Origin of the sequence: Desmonostoc muscorum LEGE 12446, assembly GCF_015207005.2 — a bacterium.
Classification (GTDB): Bacteria; Cyanobacteriota; Cyanobacteriia; order Cyanobacteriales; family Nostocaceae; genus Nostoc; species Nostoc muscorum.
In genome coordinates this window covers 3556467-3573287 of sequence record NZ_JADEXS020000001.1, presented here as the reverse complement: position 1 = coordinate 3573287, position 16821 = coordinate 3556467, and the positions used below count along the sequence as shown (strand labels likewise).

At 43.1% G+C, this 16821-nt stretch carries 14 protein-coding genes; 2 read left to right on the top strand and 12 right to left on the bottom strand.

Going from position 1 to position 16821, the window contains the following annotated elements; genetic code table 11:
- Positions 1–167: 167 nt before the first annotated feature.
- From IQ276_RS15305 to gvpN, 12 genes are all read right to left on the bottom strand, one after another.
- Complete coding sequence (locus IQ276_RS15305) at positions 168–5414, bottom strand: GAF domain-containing protein (protein WP_235115692.1); 5247 nt, start codon at positions 5412–5414, stop codon at positions 168–170.
- Between the two features lie 219 nt (positions 5415–5633).
- A complete protein-coding gene (locus IQ276_RS15300) occupies positions 5634–6167 on the bottom strand; it encodes a chemotaxis protein CheW (RefSeq protein ID WP_193915786.1) in 534 nt (177 codons plus the stop codon).
- 14 nt (positions 6168–6181) lie between these two features.
- Complete coding sequence (locus tag IQ276_RS15295; protein ID WP_073640802.1) at positions 6182–6544, bottom strand: response regulator transcription factor; 363 nt, start codon at positions 6542–6544, stop codon at positions 6182–6184.
- A 145-nt stretch (positions 6545–6689) separates the two neighbouring features.
- The gene (locus tag IQ276_RS15290) at positions 6690–8021 is read right to left on the bottom strand and encodes a response regulator (protein ID WP_193915783.1); all 1332 of its coding nucleotides are present in this window, start codon (positions 8019–8021) and stop codon (positions 6690–6692) included.
- Positions 8022–8454: 433 nt separating this feature from the next.
- The gene (locus IQ276_RS15285; protein WP_193915780.1) at positions 8455–9138 is read right to left on the bottom strand and encodes a gas vesicle protein GvpC; all 684 of its coding nucleotides are present in this window, start codon (positions 9136–9138) and stop codon (positions 8455–8457) included.
- Between the two features lie 316 nt (positions 9139–9454).
- A complete protein-coding gene (gene gvpA, locus IQ276_RS15280; protein ID WP_163931998.1) occupies positions 9455–9676 on the bottom strand; it encodes a gas vesicle structural protein GvpA in 222 nt (73 codons plus the stop codon).
- Between the two features lie 204 nt (positions 9677–9880).
- Positions 9881–10570, bottom strand: coding sequence for a GvpL/GvpF family gas vesicle protein (locus IQ276_RS15275; RefSeq protein WP_193915777.1), 690 nt, complete (start codon positions 10568–10570; stop codon positions 9881–9883).
- Positions 10571–10632: 62 nt separating this feature from the next.
- Positions 10633–12456: an AAA family ATPase gene (locus IQ276_RS15270; RefSeq protein ID WP_193915775.1), complete on the bottom strand. Its 1824-nt coding sequence runs from the start codon at positions 12454–12456 to the stop codon at positions 10633–10635.
- A 377-nt stretch (positions 12457–12833) separates the two neighbouring features.
- The gene (gene gvpF, locus IQ276_RS15265; RefSeq protein WP_193915772.1) at positions 12834–13583 is read right to left on the bottom strand and encodes a gas vesicle protein GvpF; all 750 of its coding nucleotides are present in this window, start codon (positions 13581–13583) and stop codon (positions 12834–12836) included.
- A 191-nt stretch (positions 13584–13774) separates the two neighbouring features.
- Positions 13775–14209 (bottom strand): gas vesicle protein K, encoded by a 435-nt coding sequence (locus tag IQ276_RS15260; RefSeq protein WP_193915769.1) that lies wholly within the window; start codon positions 14207–14209, stop codon positions 13775–13777.
- A complete protein-coding gene (locus tag IQ276_RS15255; RefSeq protein WP_096576415.1) occupies positions 14196–14546 on the bottom strand; it encodes a gas vesicle protein in 351 nt (116 codons plus the stop codon). Before IQ276_RS15255 ends, IQ276_RS15260 begins: the two co-directional genes overlap by 14 nt.
- Positions 14543–15715 (bottom strand): gas vesicle protein GvpN, encoded by a 1173-nt coding sequence (gene gvpN, locus IQ276_RS15250; RefSeq protein ID WP_193915766.1) that lies wholly within the window; start codon positions 15713–15715, stop codon positions 14543–14545. The genes IQ276_RS15255 and gvpN overlap by 4 nt, the downstream gene beginning before the upstream one ends.
- A gap of 214 nt (positions 15716–15929) precedes the next feature.
- Between gvpN and IQ276_RS15245 the strand changes: the two genes are divergently transcribed.
- Complete coding sequence (locus tag IQ276_RS15245; RefSeq protein ID WP_193915763.1) at positions 15930–16178, top strand: gas vesicle protein GvpG; 249 nt, start codon at positions 15930–15932, stop codon at positions 16176–16178.
- Positions 16179–16520: 342 nt separating this feature from the next.
- Entirely contained in the window at positions 16521–16811 is a 291-nt protein-coding gene (locus IQ276_RS15240) for a type II toxin-antitoxin system TacA family antitoxin (protein ID WP_193915760.1), read from the top strand.
- Positions 16812–16821 lie beyond the last annotated feature (10 nt).

Here is a 16821-nt window from a genome sequence, read left to right as displayed (position 1 = left end):
GACGACAAGGGGCAAGGAATTTTGGATTTTAGATTTTGGATTTTGGATTAAAAATTCTTCAATCTAAAATCTAAACATCGTAAATTGAAACGGGGCGGGGCATGTAGCTTGCTTCTCCAGAGGAGTACCGAAATAATCTAAAATCTAAAATCTAAAATCTAAAATTCTTAGTCAACTTTGAACTGGCTAACGCTGGTTTCCAGTTGTTGTGAAGTCATCCGTAGTTCCTCAAAAGACTCGGAAATGTGGATGGCACTTTCTGAAGTCTTGCGGGCGATCGCCGAAACATCCATCATCGCTTCTGTCAATATCTGAGATTGCTGACTTTGAGTGGAAACTGCTTGAGTAATTCCTTGCACCAGTCCACCAATTTCGTTGGTGGCTGCCACGATCGCACTCAGGGAATGACGAGTCTCATCGATCAAGTTCGAGCCTTGAACAACTTGGCTAATCCCTATTTCCATTGCTTCGGTAACTTCGTTGGTGCCAGCTTGAATTTCTTGCACGAGTCGCTCAATTTCTGTGGTGGCACTAGCTGACTGGTAAGCCAGGGAACGAACTTCATCTGCAACCACCGCAAAGCCTTTGCCATACTCTCCAGCACGGGTAGCCTCAATCGCCGCATTGAGTGCCAGCAAATTAGTTTGAGTAGCAAAGTTTTCAATCAAACTCACTACTTTCGAGATTTTCTGAGAAGCTTCACCGAGGCGTTTAATCTTCTTCGCTGTTTCGGAAACGGTTTCCCGAATCTCCAAAATGCCATCTACGGTTCTTTCCATCAGAGAATCGCCAGCTTGGACGGTTTTATTAGCTTCTTGAACCGCCTGTCCTACTCTTTGGGCATCACTAGCAACTATCTGGGTGGAAGTTACCATCATTTGTAATTGTTCCAGAGCGTGTTCGAGCCGTTCTGCCTGCTGTTGAGCTTGGTCAGATAGTTTTACTACTGAGGTAGTGTTATTACTGGAATTTTCACTCACCCTGCCAGCAGCAATCTGCACTTGTCGCACTAAATCTCGCAAACTTTGGATCGTAGTGTTGTAACCATCGGCGATCGTCCCAATTTCATCTTCAGATAGGGGAGCTCGAACGGTAAGATCGCCTCTGAAGGATGGTTCCAAAGCCATGAGAACGCGTATTGCTCCTTGTTGGAGTTTTTCCCGGGCGGTACGTTCGCGCTCTGCTGCTTCTGCTAGTTGCTGCTCTTGAATACGCACTTGTGTTAGGTAGTCTGCAAGATTGAGGGCAATACCAATCTGGACGCTGGCTTGGTTGAGAACATCCTCCTCGGATTGCTCCCACTGGCGCGGTGCGCTATTTTGATAAACTCCCATCAGCCCCCAGAGCCGATTTTCTTGAAAAATCGGAGAAATCATGTAGGCTTTAGTTCCCCACATTTCTAACAATTGAATGTGACATTCGTCATGACCGACACTATATATATTGTCAACCCGCAAACTTTCTTTGCGGACATAACGCCCTCCTTGGTTGTACTGGAGATAGGTATCTCTAACTCTGGCAAGGCTAGTTCCCACCAACTTAGGCCAATCCCCAGTCACAGACTCAACTACAAATTCTCCAGACCAATCAGGCTCAAAACGGTAAACTCCAACTCGATCTACTTTTAGCAGTTGACGAAGTTCATGGGTGGCAAACTGGACAAATTCCAGAACATCACCATGACTTTGGGCCATCTCTGTTAACCGACTTGGCAGGCGATAGGAAAATCGGGCGTTTGCTACTTCCCGTTCTGCCAGTTTGATCAATTCCTCATTCTTGCTTAGAGTTTGTTGTAAGTATTGCGATTGCTGGACGGCAACCCCAAACTGCGTGCCGATTTTCGTTACCAAGTTGACTTCATTCTCTTGCCATTGCCGCGGCCCATCATTCTGATATGCTCCTAACAAACCCCAGAGCTTATTCCCAGCAATAATTGGGGTGATGATATAGGCTCTCATCTGGAATTGCTCTAGAATTTTTATGTGGCACTGGGCATGACCAGAAGTGTAAATGTCATTTATCACAAAGGTCTCGTTATGGCGATAGCGTCCACCTTGGGTTTGTTGGAGGTGTTCGTCTTCCCATACAGTCCTGATATCGGGGCCAACCAAAGCCACCCATTCACGACTGACGGATTCGGCAATAAACTCCCCACCCCAATCTGGATTGAAGCGATACACGGCTAGACGATCGCATTCCAAATGCGATCGCAATTCTGGTAAGGCATTGCGGAAAATCGTATCTAGCTCTTGAACTTGGCGGATTTTTTCTGCGAGCCGTGTCAATGCTCGTTCCCCTTCTGCGGTTCGCGCTAACTCTGCATTCTTCTTCTTGAGCTGTTCGATATACCTAACTTGTTGCAAGCCTATACCCATTTGCACAGCTACTTTTCGCAACAGTTGCACATCCTTGGATTTCCACTGCCGAGGGCCAGTATTTTGATATGCTCCTAAAAAGCCCCAGAGTTTGTTTCCAGTGAAGATAGGAGCGATCGCGTAAGCTTTGGCCTGGATTTTTTCTAATATTTCTAAGTAGCACTGAACGTGACCGACAGTGTAAATATCATCGACAACAAAGGTTTCATGATTGCGATAGCGTCCGCCCTGAGTTTCTTGTAAGTGATCGTCCATCCAAATGGTTTTGATGTCGGAACCAGCTAAAGACAACCATTTATCTTTTACAGCTTCAGCAATAAATTCCACACTCCAGTCGGGATGAAAGCGAAATACTGCTAGGCGATCGCACTGTAATTGTTTGCGTAAACTTGGTAGCACATTCAGGAAAATTGTATCTGCCTCTTGAGCTTGGCGAATTTTTTCCACCATCCCTGTCAGCACCTGTTCCTCTTCTGCTGCCCGCGCCAACTCTGCATTCTTCGTTTTCAGTTGTTCGATGTACTCGGCTTGCTGTACGCTTACCCCCAACTGAATGCCCAATTTGGTCAGTAATCGCACCTCCTCGGAATTCCACTGGCGCGGGCCGCTATTTTGGTATGCTCCTAAAAAGCCCCAAAGTTTGTTTCCAGCAAAAATAGGGGCGATGGTGTAGGCTTTAACCTGGAACTGCTCCAATAAGTCGATGTAACACTGGGCATGACCAACAGTATAGATATCATTAACGGCCAAGGTTTCATTGTTGCGATAGCGCCCGCCTTGGGTTTGCTGTAGGTGTTCGTCTTCGTATACGGTCTTGATATCGGGGCCAACCATAGGCACCCAGTCACTTCCTACAGATTCGGCCATAAATTCACCACTCCAGTCAGAGTTGAAGCGATATATTGCCAGGCGATCGCATTTGAACAACTGCCGCAATTCTGCCAAGGTAGTACGGTAAATTGTTTCTAGTTGTTGGGAATGACGCATTCTATCCGTCATTCGGGCGATGGCGTGTTCTACTTCAGCTACTTGTGTCATTTCGATATTCTTTAACCGTAGCTGTTCGATATATTCAGCTTGCTGGAGGGCAATGCTCAACGGTTCGCCGATCTGCAACAAAGCACCGATCTCTTCCTCTGTCCATTTCCGCACATCAGAATTCTGATAAGCTGCTAACAAACCCCAAAGATTACCAGCGCGGAAGATGGGAACATTAATGTATGCTTTGGCTTGGAACTTCTCTAATGTTTCTAAATAGCAAGGTGAAAAACCAGCAGCATAAATATCGTTGATTTTACGAAAGCGCGTTCCTTTGGTGTACACTCCACCCTGGGTTTCCTTCAGATAAGTATCGGCATCAGGTTTAACAGGGGAGCCATAGTCCTTAACATTACAACGCTCTGAAGATATCAGACCTGTTTTTAAAATGCTGTCTTGTTCCTGCATCTCCAACAGTGACGGCCAACCAGCAGCCACAGATTCAGCGATAACTTCTCCACTCCAGTCTGGATAAATTTGATAAATGACAACGCGATCGCATTTTAAAAATCGCCGCAATTCTTGGGTGGTAATGCGGAAAAGTGTGCGAAGATCCGTTGCTTGCCCAATCTTTTCAATGATGCCGAAAACAGTACGTTCTCGTTCAATCAGTTTGGCTGACTCCTCAGAACGGTTAGAAAGTTGTTGCTGATATTGCAACTGTTGAATAGCAATACTAGACAGAGATGCAACCTGCACCATTAGTCGAACTTCACTATCTTTCCACTGACGAGGCTGAGAATTTTGATAGGCAGCCAGCAAGCCCCACAACTTTTCTCCCTGGAAGATGGCAACAATAATGTATGCTTTGGCTTGATAGGTTTCTAAAATTTTGATATAGCAATCAGAAAAACCAGCACTGTAGATATCATTAGTGACTCGATAAATCTGTCCGCGATGGAAATTTTTGCCTTGAGTGTGCTGAATGTAGCTATCTGCACTGTGCGATCGCCCTGTTGTCCCAACCAATCCCCCTTCGTCTGCAAGGTTCCTAACACTGCAATAGTTAACGTTATTGACAATTGCTTGGTTGTTTCGCTGTTCTTGTAACAGAGAAATCCACTCAGATCCAACAGATTCAGCTACAAATTCCCCACTCCAATCTGGCTGGAAACGATAAATTGCCACGCGATCGCATTTTAATGACTGTCGCACTTCTTGGGTGGCAACGCGAAAGATGGTATCCAAATCTTTGGACTGGAGAATTTTATTCGCTACACCGACAAGGATTTGGTCTTTTTCCACTTCTTGTTGCAACGTAGCCTGAATCACGGCAACTTGCAGTTGCGCTTCTAATTCCTGCTCGATTAATTTTAGTAACTGAATTTCAGCATTTTGCCACTGACGAGCAGCAGTGCATTGCTGCACTACCAACAAACCCCAAACCCCATCTTTTGCTAAGATTGGCAAACTCAAACAAGCTCTTACCTGAAACCGATCCATTAACTGCTTTTGGTAAGGAGACAAGCCAGCAGTGTAGGTATCTGCGATCGCTACTAATTTTTCTTGTTGATAAAGCTTGGCAGAACCTAACCCAAAAATGACGGCGGGTAGTTTTTCCTTCAGCATTGGGGTAAAGCCATCTCTCATCGCCTCCGCAACAACTATCCCCTGCGTCGGATTTGTAAACTCATACAGCACCACGCGATCGGCTTGCAGGGCGCTTTGTACCTCTATGACAGCAGTAGCCAGCAAGGTATCGAGATCGGAAAATTGGCGGATTTTGCTAGCGATCGCCTGTACTTGCTCTACCTCTAATCCATCTCCTCCGTCTTGATATGGCAACACACTTAGCAGTTCTTTTAACTTGCGGATTCTCTCTCGCAATGGCCCTGTTTCCACCCAATCAGCTTGATCCAGTTCAGTTCGCAATTCTTCTAGAGCGGAGGTGATTTGCTGTTTTGCTGGTACATCAACGGTATGCCCATTATCGGTTTCCTTATAACCGTTGCTGGGATTTGAGTGAGGTTGGCTGGATCTAAGATTGTGTTGCGCTACCATGATCTTTCTTGCTATGAAGGTTGTCGGAGTTAAGAAGTAGAATGCAGAGCGGAGGCTACTTATACCAATTCGCAATTAAGAAACTTAGATGCTGCAAGTCTTTCGTGATTTGCATCTGTTGCCTGATTTTGGAGAATTGGTATTACTTTTCTAGAACGGCTTCAGCGTCCAGAAGCCTTTGTGTGTCCGCCCTTGGCGTTGTATAGGAAGCTCTGAATTTTAAAGAGGCTGAAGGGCTTGAATCACAACATGGGTGTCAATTAACATCAAAGGGCTACCTTGAGAATCCACAAAGTAACCCTGCAAGAACGAGCCCAGCCGAGCAGGTAACATCGATGCCGAAACCGCTAACCGCTCTTGGGGGTCATAAACTTCAATGGTATTGACTTGCTCCACCAACAGCCCGACGGTTTGATTCTGGACTTGAACAAGCATCGCCATACCAGAGTTACGCACACCTTCTCGCCGACACCAGTGTGTTGCTCCCAACAAAGCTGCTAAATCAAGAATCCAGATCGCTTCTCCCCGCCAATTCATTATGCCTAACAAGAATTCTGCTACCTGCGGTACTGGCAAAATCTCGGTGAGTGCAACCTGAATTACTCCCCGCAAATCAGCTAATGGGAGTAACCCATTTACCTTTCCATTCAACGGAAATCTTAAAAACCTCTGGTTGTTTCCTTGGGGAGAGTTTTCAAGTCGAAATTGGCTATTAATGGGTAGCGAAGAAAAACTATCATTGCCCTGTAGCATTGCCCCAGTTTCCTTTAGCGAATAAATTTATTAACAGTCTGGAGCAAAGTATTTTCATCTACAGGTTTGACTAAATAGCCATCGGCACCACTCATAGTGCCCCAAGTTTTATCAACATCTGTGTTTTTAGTTGAGCAAATCACTACCGGGATTGCTTTTGTTGTCGGATCGGCTTTCAACTTACGGCAGAACTCAAATCCACTTTGTCCTGGCAAAATTAAATCTAGTAGAATCAAGTCAGGTTTTTGTTGTTTTAACCTGAGTTGAGCCTCTTCACCACTGCGAACTTCATAAACTGAATATCCTCCTTGCTCTAGGTAACGTGTCATCTTTTCGGATTCTGTGAGGCTATCTTCAACTAAAAGAACTTTTTTCATTTTTTCCTAACTATTTAATTCAGAATTTGAAAAATAATTGCGACAAATGAATTAACACCAACCCATATGTAGAAAGCAATTTTCAATCCAAAATCTTTTTTGAAAATGGATATAGAGGAGCCACTGCGAGGACTATCGCTTCAACCTAAACGCTTAAATACTTGTGAAGCACATTGAGTACTTTCTCTGCTTCTACGGGTTTACCCAAAAAGTCAGTTGCTCCTACTAATTTTGCTCGCATCCGATCTACTATTCCATCTTTCCCCGTTAAGATGACAACCGGCACATCTTTGAGACTTGGAGTTTTACGGATTTGAGAACAAATTTCATAGCCATTCACTTTTGGCATTAACAGATCCAAAAAAATGAAGTCTGGCTTGCTTTTAATTAGCTTTAAAACTGCCGTCAAGGACTCTTGAATGCCAACAAAGCGATAACCTTGATGGGTGAGAATTTCCTCCAAACTGCGACATATCGTTGGACTATCATCCACACAGGCTACTAAAGGTCTTGAGACATCAATAATTGCTTTACTAGCCGCTGGGGGACCAACTTGTATAACAGTGTTCTCTTCTTTCTTGAGTGAAGAATTGAAATTATTAACTGCACTGGATGGGCTGACAATTTCTTTGCCAGTTGCTGCTGGAGCAACTTTGTTGAAATTGGGTGCAACTTGTATAACAGTGTCCTCTTCTGTCTTTAGTGAAGAATTGGAATTATTAACTGCACTGGACGGGTTGCCAGTTTCTTGACTAATCCCAACCTGCCTGAGTTTTGGGGTGGGTGAAAAAGCGATCGCCCCTGTTTTTACCAATGTCATCAATAACCGAGTCAAAGCTAAGACATCCCGACCGCTTTTTTGCCCTAGACCTCGTAAAGTTTTTGTGCCATCAACTAAAGCAATAATCTGTTTAGAGGATGCTTGTCCTTGAAGTAGCTCAATTTGTTGAATGATCGGAAACAAATTGGGCGAGTAGGTTGCCAGTCCTGCATCTCGCCATTCTTGCCATGCTTGTGTAGCCTTTTTCAAGACTTCCTCTGTTGGTATTACAGCTAGGAGAACCCCAGGAACTTCACCAACAACGGTAGTATGTGACAACTGTCCTGCTGGATTGTCGCCATTTCTTTTGGCTTCAATGTACTGCATTATATCAAACAGGACTTCAGCTATTGAGCTTGTAATCAGGCTAACAAGTTGTTGTTGTTCGATTAATTTTTGTTCTCGCAATTTAACAAGAATAGAATACTCTCGATAATTTTCCTGGGGAGAGACAAGCTGCTCCAACTGTGTCACATCCAGATTAGAACAGTACCGCAACAAGTGTCGTCGCCATCGCTCATCGGCATTAGAACCGCCAGCCTGCCAAATTAATCTTCCTAAACGAAAATATAGCGTCCAAGTCGGCCCATCTCTTGCTTCAAGATTCAGCCTGCCTGTAAATAATTTAGTTTGAAGTTGGTTGATCAATTGATTCACAATAGATCGCACCTCCTTATATATCTTGAGTTTTGCATTTACATTAGAATTCCTCAAACAATCCAGCTTACTAACTTCATCGTGCAATTGCCAATAGCACAGTTCAAAACCTTAATTGAGCTACCCAAACTTGTTATATCCCTTTCCAATCTGGATATTTTTAAAGTTAAAAGCCGGAAACTTGAACAAAGATTTAAGCTCTTTTTCTAATTATCAATAGGTTAACTTTTTGGCATATTACATCTACTGAGCAAATTGCTTGTCAATACAGACCTGAAAAAGATGGAAATGTTGAATACTACAAAGCATAGACCAGCTTTAATGCTTATCGATTGTGTACTATGCCTGCTGAAGACGAAAGACACAAGCGATCGCCCGCTAGTCTGCAAATACACAAAATGAGCTGGAATTAAGTTTGTCAAGAAATTGCTTGTTACCGAATAAAGTATTGGCGATCGCGTTGTTCTAGTACGCCTTGCTTGATCAAGGAGCGCAGGACATCTATCGTTTGCACCCGGCTTAAGCCTATGACTTCTTCAATTTCTATCAGAGTAGCTCCTTCAGCTTGCTGAATGTATTGCTGCACTTTAGATTTAACAGTATCTGCATTCAAGGCAGGCACTTTCTTAGTCATGGTATTGGCGGAAGGACGAAAACCATTGGCTTTAATTGCAGAACGGGAGATTGACCATTTTGGAACTGTTGCAACTAATTTTTCTTCTTTAGCAGGAGTCGGGGAAACTGCTTGTTCATGACTGTAATCGCCCCAAACACTGTTATGCAAGATTTCCCGGAAATTTTGCAAGTTTTGGAATAATGCCTGAGCTTTTGCTGCCCGCTGTTGGCGGTATTCTTGCTGGCGTTGCCAGACATCTGTTTTTATTTGCAATATTTCCAATTGCCGGTCTACAATCTCTTGCTGAAATTGCTGCTGTTGTAACTTTCTGTTGTTGTCAAGTGTGCTAACAAAACTGCTCAATTCTTGATGAAGCACATCTGCTTGCCGCTGAAATTCTTGTTGAGTTAGCTGTTTCCACTGGTTAACTTTTTGACGGCGTTCAGCAGTTATTTGCAATCGCTGCAATCGCTCTTGTTCCCATAAATTATTGAGAGCCATCAGCTGAAATCTCCTATTTTGTTAACTAGAAATATAGCAATCCGATTTGATTTTTGAATTACTCGTAGAGGTAGGGGACTGGGGACTGGGGACTGGGAAGAAGGAATAAAGGTGTACTGAGTTTTGTTCAAAAATCAAATATGAGTCCTATATTAAATAAGCTGTTACGCATTTAATTTGTACATTTCCCTGATGACTGATGACAGATGATTGTTAACCGTCAATAGTCATCTGTCAACGACCATCAAGAGTGTTTATATACTTTAGACGCGCATCAGCTTAGGAGCCATGAAGACTCCCTTTTTCTAATGTGGTGTTAAGCAGCAGATGGAACAGCAGCCTGAGATGTTAAACCAACTGCCTCGGCATATCTTAAGTAAGTTTCAACTGAAGCAATCACAATCCGAGCTTCTATTGATAGCAGTTCAATACCAACTAAAGAAACACGTACCCAAGCATCAACTACAATTCCTTTGTCTAAAATCCGGTCAATAACTTCAGCCAGACTTGAAGATGAGTTAACTTTTTCAACAGCCATTTTCTTTTCCTCTCACAACTCTAATTATTGATTTAATCTTGCTCTGATTGAGCAGTAGGTAAAACTTACACAATGTGTTTTATTCTTCCTGGGTTTAGTGTTCCCAAAAATATAAGATAAATATAAGAAAATAAAAAAATTAAATAAAAAATTAGATCGTCTTTATTCTTTCTGGGAAAGTTTTAAATATTATTTTTTATGAATTTATATGAGAGTATTTTTTAGAAAATGATAGGGTGGTAGAGGTTCGCTCAGTGCTAATTGCCAGTGCGAGCATTGTACCTGCCAGAGGGAAAATAGCTGCGTACTGAGCGTTGAATCGTTACGCTGTGCCAAAAAGTGGATTTGCCGCACATCTGGCTGTCGAGTTTCACAGATAACATTTGTATATGTTTTGAGAATTAACTCGTTCAAGAGTTCCCACTGTTGGCATTGTTGTGTTTGAAATGCTTGCTGTGTTTGGTAGCGTTGTTTTTTCGCTAATAAATAGGCTTTTCCCCTAGCATCAATAGTTTCAGAATCGTCAAGTAAAGAACAGGGTGTCATTTTTAAAGTGTACTCAACTTTGTCTGCTAGCTGAGTTAGGGCTTCTAGATATTGCTCTTGGTGCTTTTCTAAATGATTCAGCAGTGTTTCTTGCGAGGTAAAACCCCTCCCAAAGCGTAGGGGAAGAAGAGGAGTTTGTTGAAAAAGTTCTCGAATTACGCGATCGTGGTTTAATACAGCTTGAAGTAAACGCTCATCCGTTGCTTGTATTGCCTCCAGTGAAATTTCCGGCTCTACGATCGCGCCTAAACCAGAAGAGTAAACTAGTTGAATATTCCTTTCCATCCCGAAGGGTAGAACAAGGGGTGATGCGGTCGGGACTAGAAGAGCATAAACGTATATTGACATAAGTAAAACGGCGTAAATATTTGTAGCTGGGATGAGGCAGGAGTCCTCCTGCCTCCTGCCCTCTATTCAGATTGATGCTGGTTAGCTAGCATTTGGTATGTAACTTGGAAATCATCATTTGTAATCTGAATCAAGCTGGAGTCAGTCAATCCTTGGGCGCGGTATCGACGAATGGCGCTTAAAGCAGCTTGATTGCTCAATAAAGCCAAGTCTGCGCCATTCCAACCTTCGGTAACTGTCGCCCAAGTTTCTAAATCGACATCAACCAGGGGACGATCTAGATTGTGAACTCGTAAAATCGCTAATCGGCTGGCTCGATCTGGTAGATCGATTTTTATTTGTAAGTCCAATCTTCCGGCTCTGAGCAAGGCAGGATCGAGCGTTTCTGGACGATTGGTTGCTCCTACTAAGAGTACTTTCGGGCATTCATGCAACCCATCTAATTCGGTGAGCAATTGACCGACAACGCGATCGCTAACTCCAGAATCACCAGTGAATCGTCCCCGTGCTGGTGCTAGGGTGTCAATTTCATCTATAAACACAACGCAAGGAGCTGCTTGCCGAGCTTTGCGAAAGAGTTCTCTGACTGCCTGTTCTGCCGCACCTACCCATCGGCTGAGTAATTCCGGGCCATTCACAGCAATAAAGTTGGCTCTAGCCTGGGAAGCGATCGCTTTTGCAAGTAATGTTTTTCCCGTTCCCGGTGGCCCCCACAACAGAATCCCACGGGGAGGCTTGGCTTTGGTTTGCTCGTATAGTTCGGGATATAGAAGTGCGCCCTCTACAGATTCTTGAAGTTTTTGTTTCACATCATCCAAACCACCAATATCATCCCAACTTACATTTGGTGCTTCAATTGCTACATCCCTGAGAACTGAGGGTTTTATCTCCTTAATTGCTTCGAGAAAATCCTGCTGCATGATAGTCATGTTCTCAGGAACAGGACTGTTGAGGGAGGGGACTTGACGACGAAGGGCAATGTAGGCTGCTTTTTGACAAAGTGCTTTGATATCGGCACCCACAAAACCGACAGCCAAATCGGCGATCGCTGCTAAATTAACCGAAGTCTCCAAGGGCATAGCACTTGTCAAAATCGTCAGAATTTCCAATCGTCCATCGCGATCGGGAACCCGAAACTGAACTTCGCGATCGAAGCGTCCCGGACGACGCAGGGCCGGATCGAGATGATCGGGACGATTTGTTGCTGCTAATACAAGTACGCCCTCGGTTTTAGCAAACCCATCCATTAACCCAAGCAACTGCGCCACTAGTCTTTTTTCAACTTCACCTTCCACTTGGCTGCGATCTGGAGCAAGGCTGTCAATTTCATCAATAAATATTAGGCAGGGAGCAGAACGAGTTGCTTTCTCAAAAATGCTTCGTAAACGAGCCTCTGCTTCCCCGTAATACTTGCTCATCACCTCTGGGCCATTGATGGCAATGTAGTTTAACTCTAACTCTTCTGCCAAAACACGGGCTGTTAAAGTTTTTCCTGTACCGGGCGGGCCAACGAGCAAAACCCCACGCGGAGGCTCTAACCCTAATTTCACCAATAAATCTGGACGTTTAAGTGGAATTTCAACTAACTCTCTGATTTCTTGGAGAACATCAGCCAAGCCCCCGATACCTTGCCAAGAAGCTTTTGAGTTCGTCCGAGCTGATGGGGGGGTGACATCAACATCATCCATTGGTGTAGCTGCATCGGTGGAATTGGATCTGACTCGGCTGGAACTCCTTGTTCTCGGAATATTGCCTTGCCGGGGAATACTACTGAGATTATGAGATCGAATTTGAATAGAAGTTTTTAACTCCCCTTTCTCTACTTTTTCTTCTAAAGCTTTGGCAATTTCTAATAGGTGTTCAAATCCTTTAAATATGTCGTCCATTGATTTTACTTAGAGGTTGTTTGAAAAGTATTTCACTGTGATTTTGGGCACTTTTAGATCCTCCCTAACCTCCCTTAATTACCCCCCTTAATCCCCCCTTGGAAAGGGGGGAAACCGGAAAATATAGTTCCCTCCCCTTTACAAGGGGAGGGTTAGGGAGGGGTAATTCAATGTCTGGTAGTGATTCCATAACTTGTGCGTACACCGTAGCTTTACAAGGGAGATTTAGGGGAATCTAGAACGTTTTGCTACCGATGAGAGGACTTTTCAAACATCCTCTTAAAAAAAGTAGAGAAACATTTAATTGCTAAAAAATTAAAAGTTTCAATAATTTTTTATTTTCAATTTTTATTGCTATTCACAGCTAGAGGAATTAATCAGTTGGAAGTGGATAATCGAAGACGAGCAAAGTTATACGGGGCAGTGAAATTGTTGTAACGAATTCGCAAACGGTTTTCAAATTGACGATCGAGTGCTTCAACGTGTTCGCTAAATTGTGATTCTGCTTCCCAAGGAATTAGGTAGGCTGAATTGTAGATCATTGTGTCCATTTGGGGAGTATTTTCCACCACCTCGATCGCAATGGAGTTGAGCGTGCTTTGAAATACATCTATGATGCTTTGCTTGCGATCGCTCATTCCCTGTTCGATGGTTTGCCCTATTTGGATTACCCGCTCCATACTCAGGGGTTGACCCACTAGCTTATCCCTTTCGGTTTTGAGATTTGGGTGTTCTGCCAATAGTCCCTGAATTTCTGCCTCGGTATCCCAAAAAACTTTGACACTAACTTCTCGGCAACCCGATAACTTTGCAAGCAATTGCGTCAATTCTTCTTGATGAGGACGAATTAATTGCTGTGAAACCGTTTCCCAGCTTGAAACCAAAAGTCCAAATTGCACGGGCAGTAAATAGCGATCGCCTGCTTGCATGATTTCCTCAAGGACTTTCTCATGACTTAGCAGGTTACGACGGCTGGCCAAATAACGCTCTTGCTGTGCTTCCGAGTAGATTACTGCAAAATCATCCAAAATTTTAATTTGTACAGGTTGCCGATCTAAGCCCTCTAAATTTAAATTTTGTGGAGCAGGCAAGGTCAAAATTCCATAAATGTAAAAGCCATAACTCATAAGAATGTCTTACCAAGAAGAATGTAGATAAATAATTCGTAATTCGTAATTCGTAATTCCTAATTAAGTTTTGCAATGGGAATTTAACCCCAATCGCATTACTTGCTAAGAGTCTTGTTGGGGTATTAAACCATGAGTATTTACTGCCATATCCTTCATTCCGTGAAATCCTTAAATCAGTGATAAAAAGGTTACAAAGGTTTAGAAGTGAGTACTAATCTTAACTTGGCATGAACTAAGCTTAATTGAGCCAGTCCTAAGTCCAAGTCACCTTCAACCACAACACCCGTATTTAATAGGCGATCGAGGAGTTCTAGAATAGAGGGTTGACTAGAGATTTCACCGGGGTAGTATCCTCCAGATTGGGGAAGTAAAGTTCCCATTTCACCCAAGTTAATATTTAGCTCGGCTGGGTCAACATCAAATATCTCGCAAAGCTGAACAACCTGTTGTTCAAGCTTTTGCAGGCTTTCGGCAGCTCGATCTAGTTCAGAGTCGCTGAGGTTGCCAGCATCCATTCGCCGAATCACCTGAGCTTCCATGAGTTGGCGTATCAGTTCAACAACCGTCAGTAACAACGGCGCCAAACCTGAATCGGAACCTTTTGATTTGCTAATCGCCTGCATTCTGATGATTAATAGGATTGAGTGCTTTGAGCGATCGCAGTTCTGTTTCTAGACTGGCAAGACGCTCTTGAAGTTGTTGATTAGTTGCTAATAAGGTGCGAGTTTGACTATTAAGATAGGGGTCGCTCTCCCACCAGTTAATTCCAATCTCTTTGGCTTTATCAACAGAAGAAATCAACAAACGAATCCGAATGTTGAGCAATTCTGTGGAGCCTACGGAAATAGAAATGTCTCCTGCTATAACAATGCCTTTATCCAGAACCCGTTCTAGAATATCTGCCAAGGTAGAACCTTGAGTTGATGTGGTGATAGCTCCCCGATTAGTATTAGTACTCATTTGTTTATTAAATGGCCAGAATCAAGAGCAACTGTTTGTGAGATGTTCGGCGACTCGGCATTGCCCTGCATTTGGACTAATACTCCCTGCTCTCTGAGAGACTTGAGTGCAGCTACGATTTGACTGCGATCAATCCCTAGTTCTACTGCCAATTCAGAGAAACGCCTTCCTGGAGAATTACACAGGTAGCTGTAGACTTCATGCTCGTAAGGTACTCGCTGTTCCAATACAATCTGATTTTGGTTGTTTGGTATTATCTCTGACGGCTGAGATTGAGTATTTATACGATGATACAATTCACTTAAAACCTCTTCTAGTAGCCGAGTTGCTTCCATGAGAGGTTGATTCGTGCGAGAAAGCAGGATATCGGCACAAATATCTTGGAAGCTAGGATCTCCAGGGTTTACGGAAATTTCGTGTTCGTGGCAGATTTTGGCAATCATCAAACAGGAACGCAATCCACCACCCTGTCCAGAGCCAGATCGACTCCAAAACGTCCGTACTAAGCGGACAATTACTTCTGCTTTCTCAGAATCTATACCTGTTTTATGAACTACAATTTCCTGCTGACTCAGTTCATCAGGTGTAGGCATATCGATGGTAATAACACGATCCATCAAAGCATCCTGAGTTGCATGAACTCCACAATACTCTTGAGGATTTGATGTTAAGATTGCCCGAAACTGAGGATGAACCCGGATATACTCGGCTCGATGTTGGTTTGTTGGTAATACTAACAACCTCTCCTCAAGTACGGAGAGTAAAACGTTATTTACCTCCGGGTGCGATCGATTGAATTCGTCGTAAACCAGCGTAAATCCTTCTTTACAAGCTAGGGTTAATCGTGCATCAACCCAATGTTGTCGGAGTTCATCCTCAATTTTGACAACGCTGTGGATGAAGTTATCAACAACCTTTTTACGGGTATAACCTAATTGATTACCAATCAAGTCTGAGGTTTTAAACTCATCATCTCCAAATAAGAGGATGATCGGCTGGTTGAGCAAATCAGCTAGATGCATTGCCAGAGTAGTTTTTCCGACTCCGGCTGCACCACGTAAGTGTATTGAAAAACCTGACTGTAGATAGCGCAAAGCACGTTGAGCGACGCGTTGAACAGCAGGTGTATTGACAAATCGTTGGGGAGATGCATTTAATACTGTTGTCAAACTCTAAGTACCTCCTCAATAGTAATGTGTCATACAAAAGTATTTTTTGTTACATTGCAAATATAAAATACAGATGTCAATCAGCCTTAACTGGACTCAAATCCAACGCATTTTGGCATCAACACAAGACTAGTAATGTTTAATATTTATGTCATCAGCATGATTACGGTGTTGAGAGGATACCTTTAAGAAGTCCACACAACTGTAAAGCAATATGGTTCTGCGCTTCTTACTATTACCGATTACTGGCCCATTAATGGGGGTAACGTGGCTTGGGGAAAAAATTTTAGAACATGCGAGTACTGAAATTGATGATAAAGAAAATCTCAGCAAGCAGCTTCTTGCACTCCAACTTGCTTTTGATATGGGAGAAATTCCTGAAGAAGAGTTTGAAATTCAGGAAGAAGCTCTTTTATTAGCAATTCTGGAAGCAGAAAAGGAGGGAACAGGGTTGGAGGAATAGGGCGTTGCATAAATGTGGGATGGTTTTTCTCACGCAGAGGAGGATACTTCTGTGGGCGGGTTTCCCGACTTGTACCGCTAACGCGGAACCCGCAGGGTAGAAAGTATCCGTCGCGCTCCAGACGCAGAGAGGATAAGGAATTTTAAATTTCAATACGTACAATTTCATTCCTAGATTCAGCAACATCTGGAAAAGAGTCATTTCCCGACATTTTCACTAACACATAAAATGTGTTGACGTTGTATATACAATATTCTATATTAGATATTAAGCATTACCGAAGTAAGCTGCAACCTTACTTCGGTAATGCTTAACATGACACATAAACATGGAAGATACTTAATGGTTGCCCGTTCTAAAATGGATAATCTTGGTCGTAACCAAGTAATTAATATTAGAGTTCAAGAACAACAACGGGATTTAATTGACAATGCGGCTTCGATTCTTGGTAAAAGCCGTTCTGACTTTATGTTAGAAGTAGCCTGTAGAGAAGCTGAAAAAGTCATCTGTGACAAAACCTTCTTTGCATTAGATGAGGAAAAATATCAAGAATTCCTTGCTATTTTGGACTCATCACCTAAAGCAAATGAAGAAATTCGTAAACTATTAACTGCTAAATCGCCTTGGGATTGATGACAAACCA

Excerpts from the sequence above, each read along its gene's own strand:
- IQ276_RS15270 (WP_193915775.1), bottom strand. The coding sequence starts at position 12,456 with ATGGACGACATATTTAAAGGATTTGAACACCTATTAGAAATTGCCAAA.
- IQ276_RS15285 (WP_193915780.1), bottom strand. The coding sequence starts at position 9,138 with ATGGCTCTCAATAATTTATGGGAACAAGAGCGATTGCAGCGATTGCAA.
- gvpF (WP_193915772.1), bottom strand. The coding sequence starts at position 13,583 with ATGAGTTATGGCTTTTACATTTATGGAATTTTGACCTTGCCTGCTCCA.
- IQ276_RS15240 (WP_193915760.1), top strand. The coding sequence starts at position 16,521 with ATGGTTGCCCGTTCTAAAATGGATAATCTTGGTCGTAACCAAGTAATT.
- IQ276_RS15300 (WP_193915786.1), bottom strand. The coding sequence starts at position 6,167 with ATGCTACAGGGCAATGATAGTTTTTCTTCGCTACCCATTAATAGCCAA.
- IQ276_RS15275 (WP_193915777.1), bottom strand. The coding sequence starts at position 10,570 with ATGTCAATATACGTTTATGCTCTTCTAGTCCCGACCGCATCACCCCTT.
- IQ276_RS15305 (WP_235115692.1), bottom strand. The coding sequence starts at position 5,414 with ATGGTAGCGCAACACAATCTTAGATCCAGCCAACCTCACTCAAATCCC.
- IQ276_RS15260 (WP_193915769.1), bottom strand. The coding sequence starts at position 14,209 with ATGCAGGCGATTAGCAAATCAAAAGGTTCCGATTCAGGTTTGGCGCCG.
- gvpA (WP_163931998.1), bottom strand. The coding sequence starts at position 9,676 with ATGGCTGTTGAAAAAGTTAACTCATCTTCAAGTCTGGCTGAAGTTATT.
- IQ276_RS15255 (WP_096576415.1), bottom strand. The coding sequence starts at position 14,546 with ATGAGTACTAATACTAATCGGGGAGCTATCACCACATCAACTCAAGGT.
- IQ276_RS15245 (WP_193915763.1), top strand. The coding sequence starts at position 15,930 with ATGGTTCTGCGCTTCTTACTATTACCGATTACTGGCCCATTAATGGGG.
- IQ276_RS15295 (WP_073640802.1), bottom strand. The coding sequence starts at position 6,544 with ATGAAAAAAGTTCTTTTAGTTGAAGATAGCCTCACAGAATCCGAAAAG.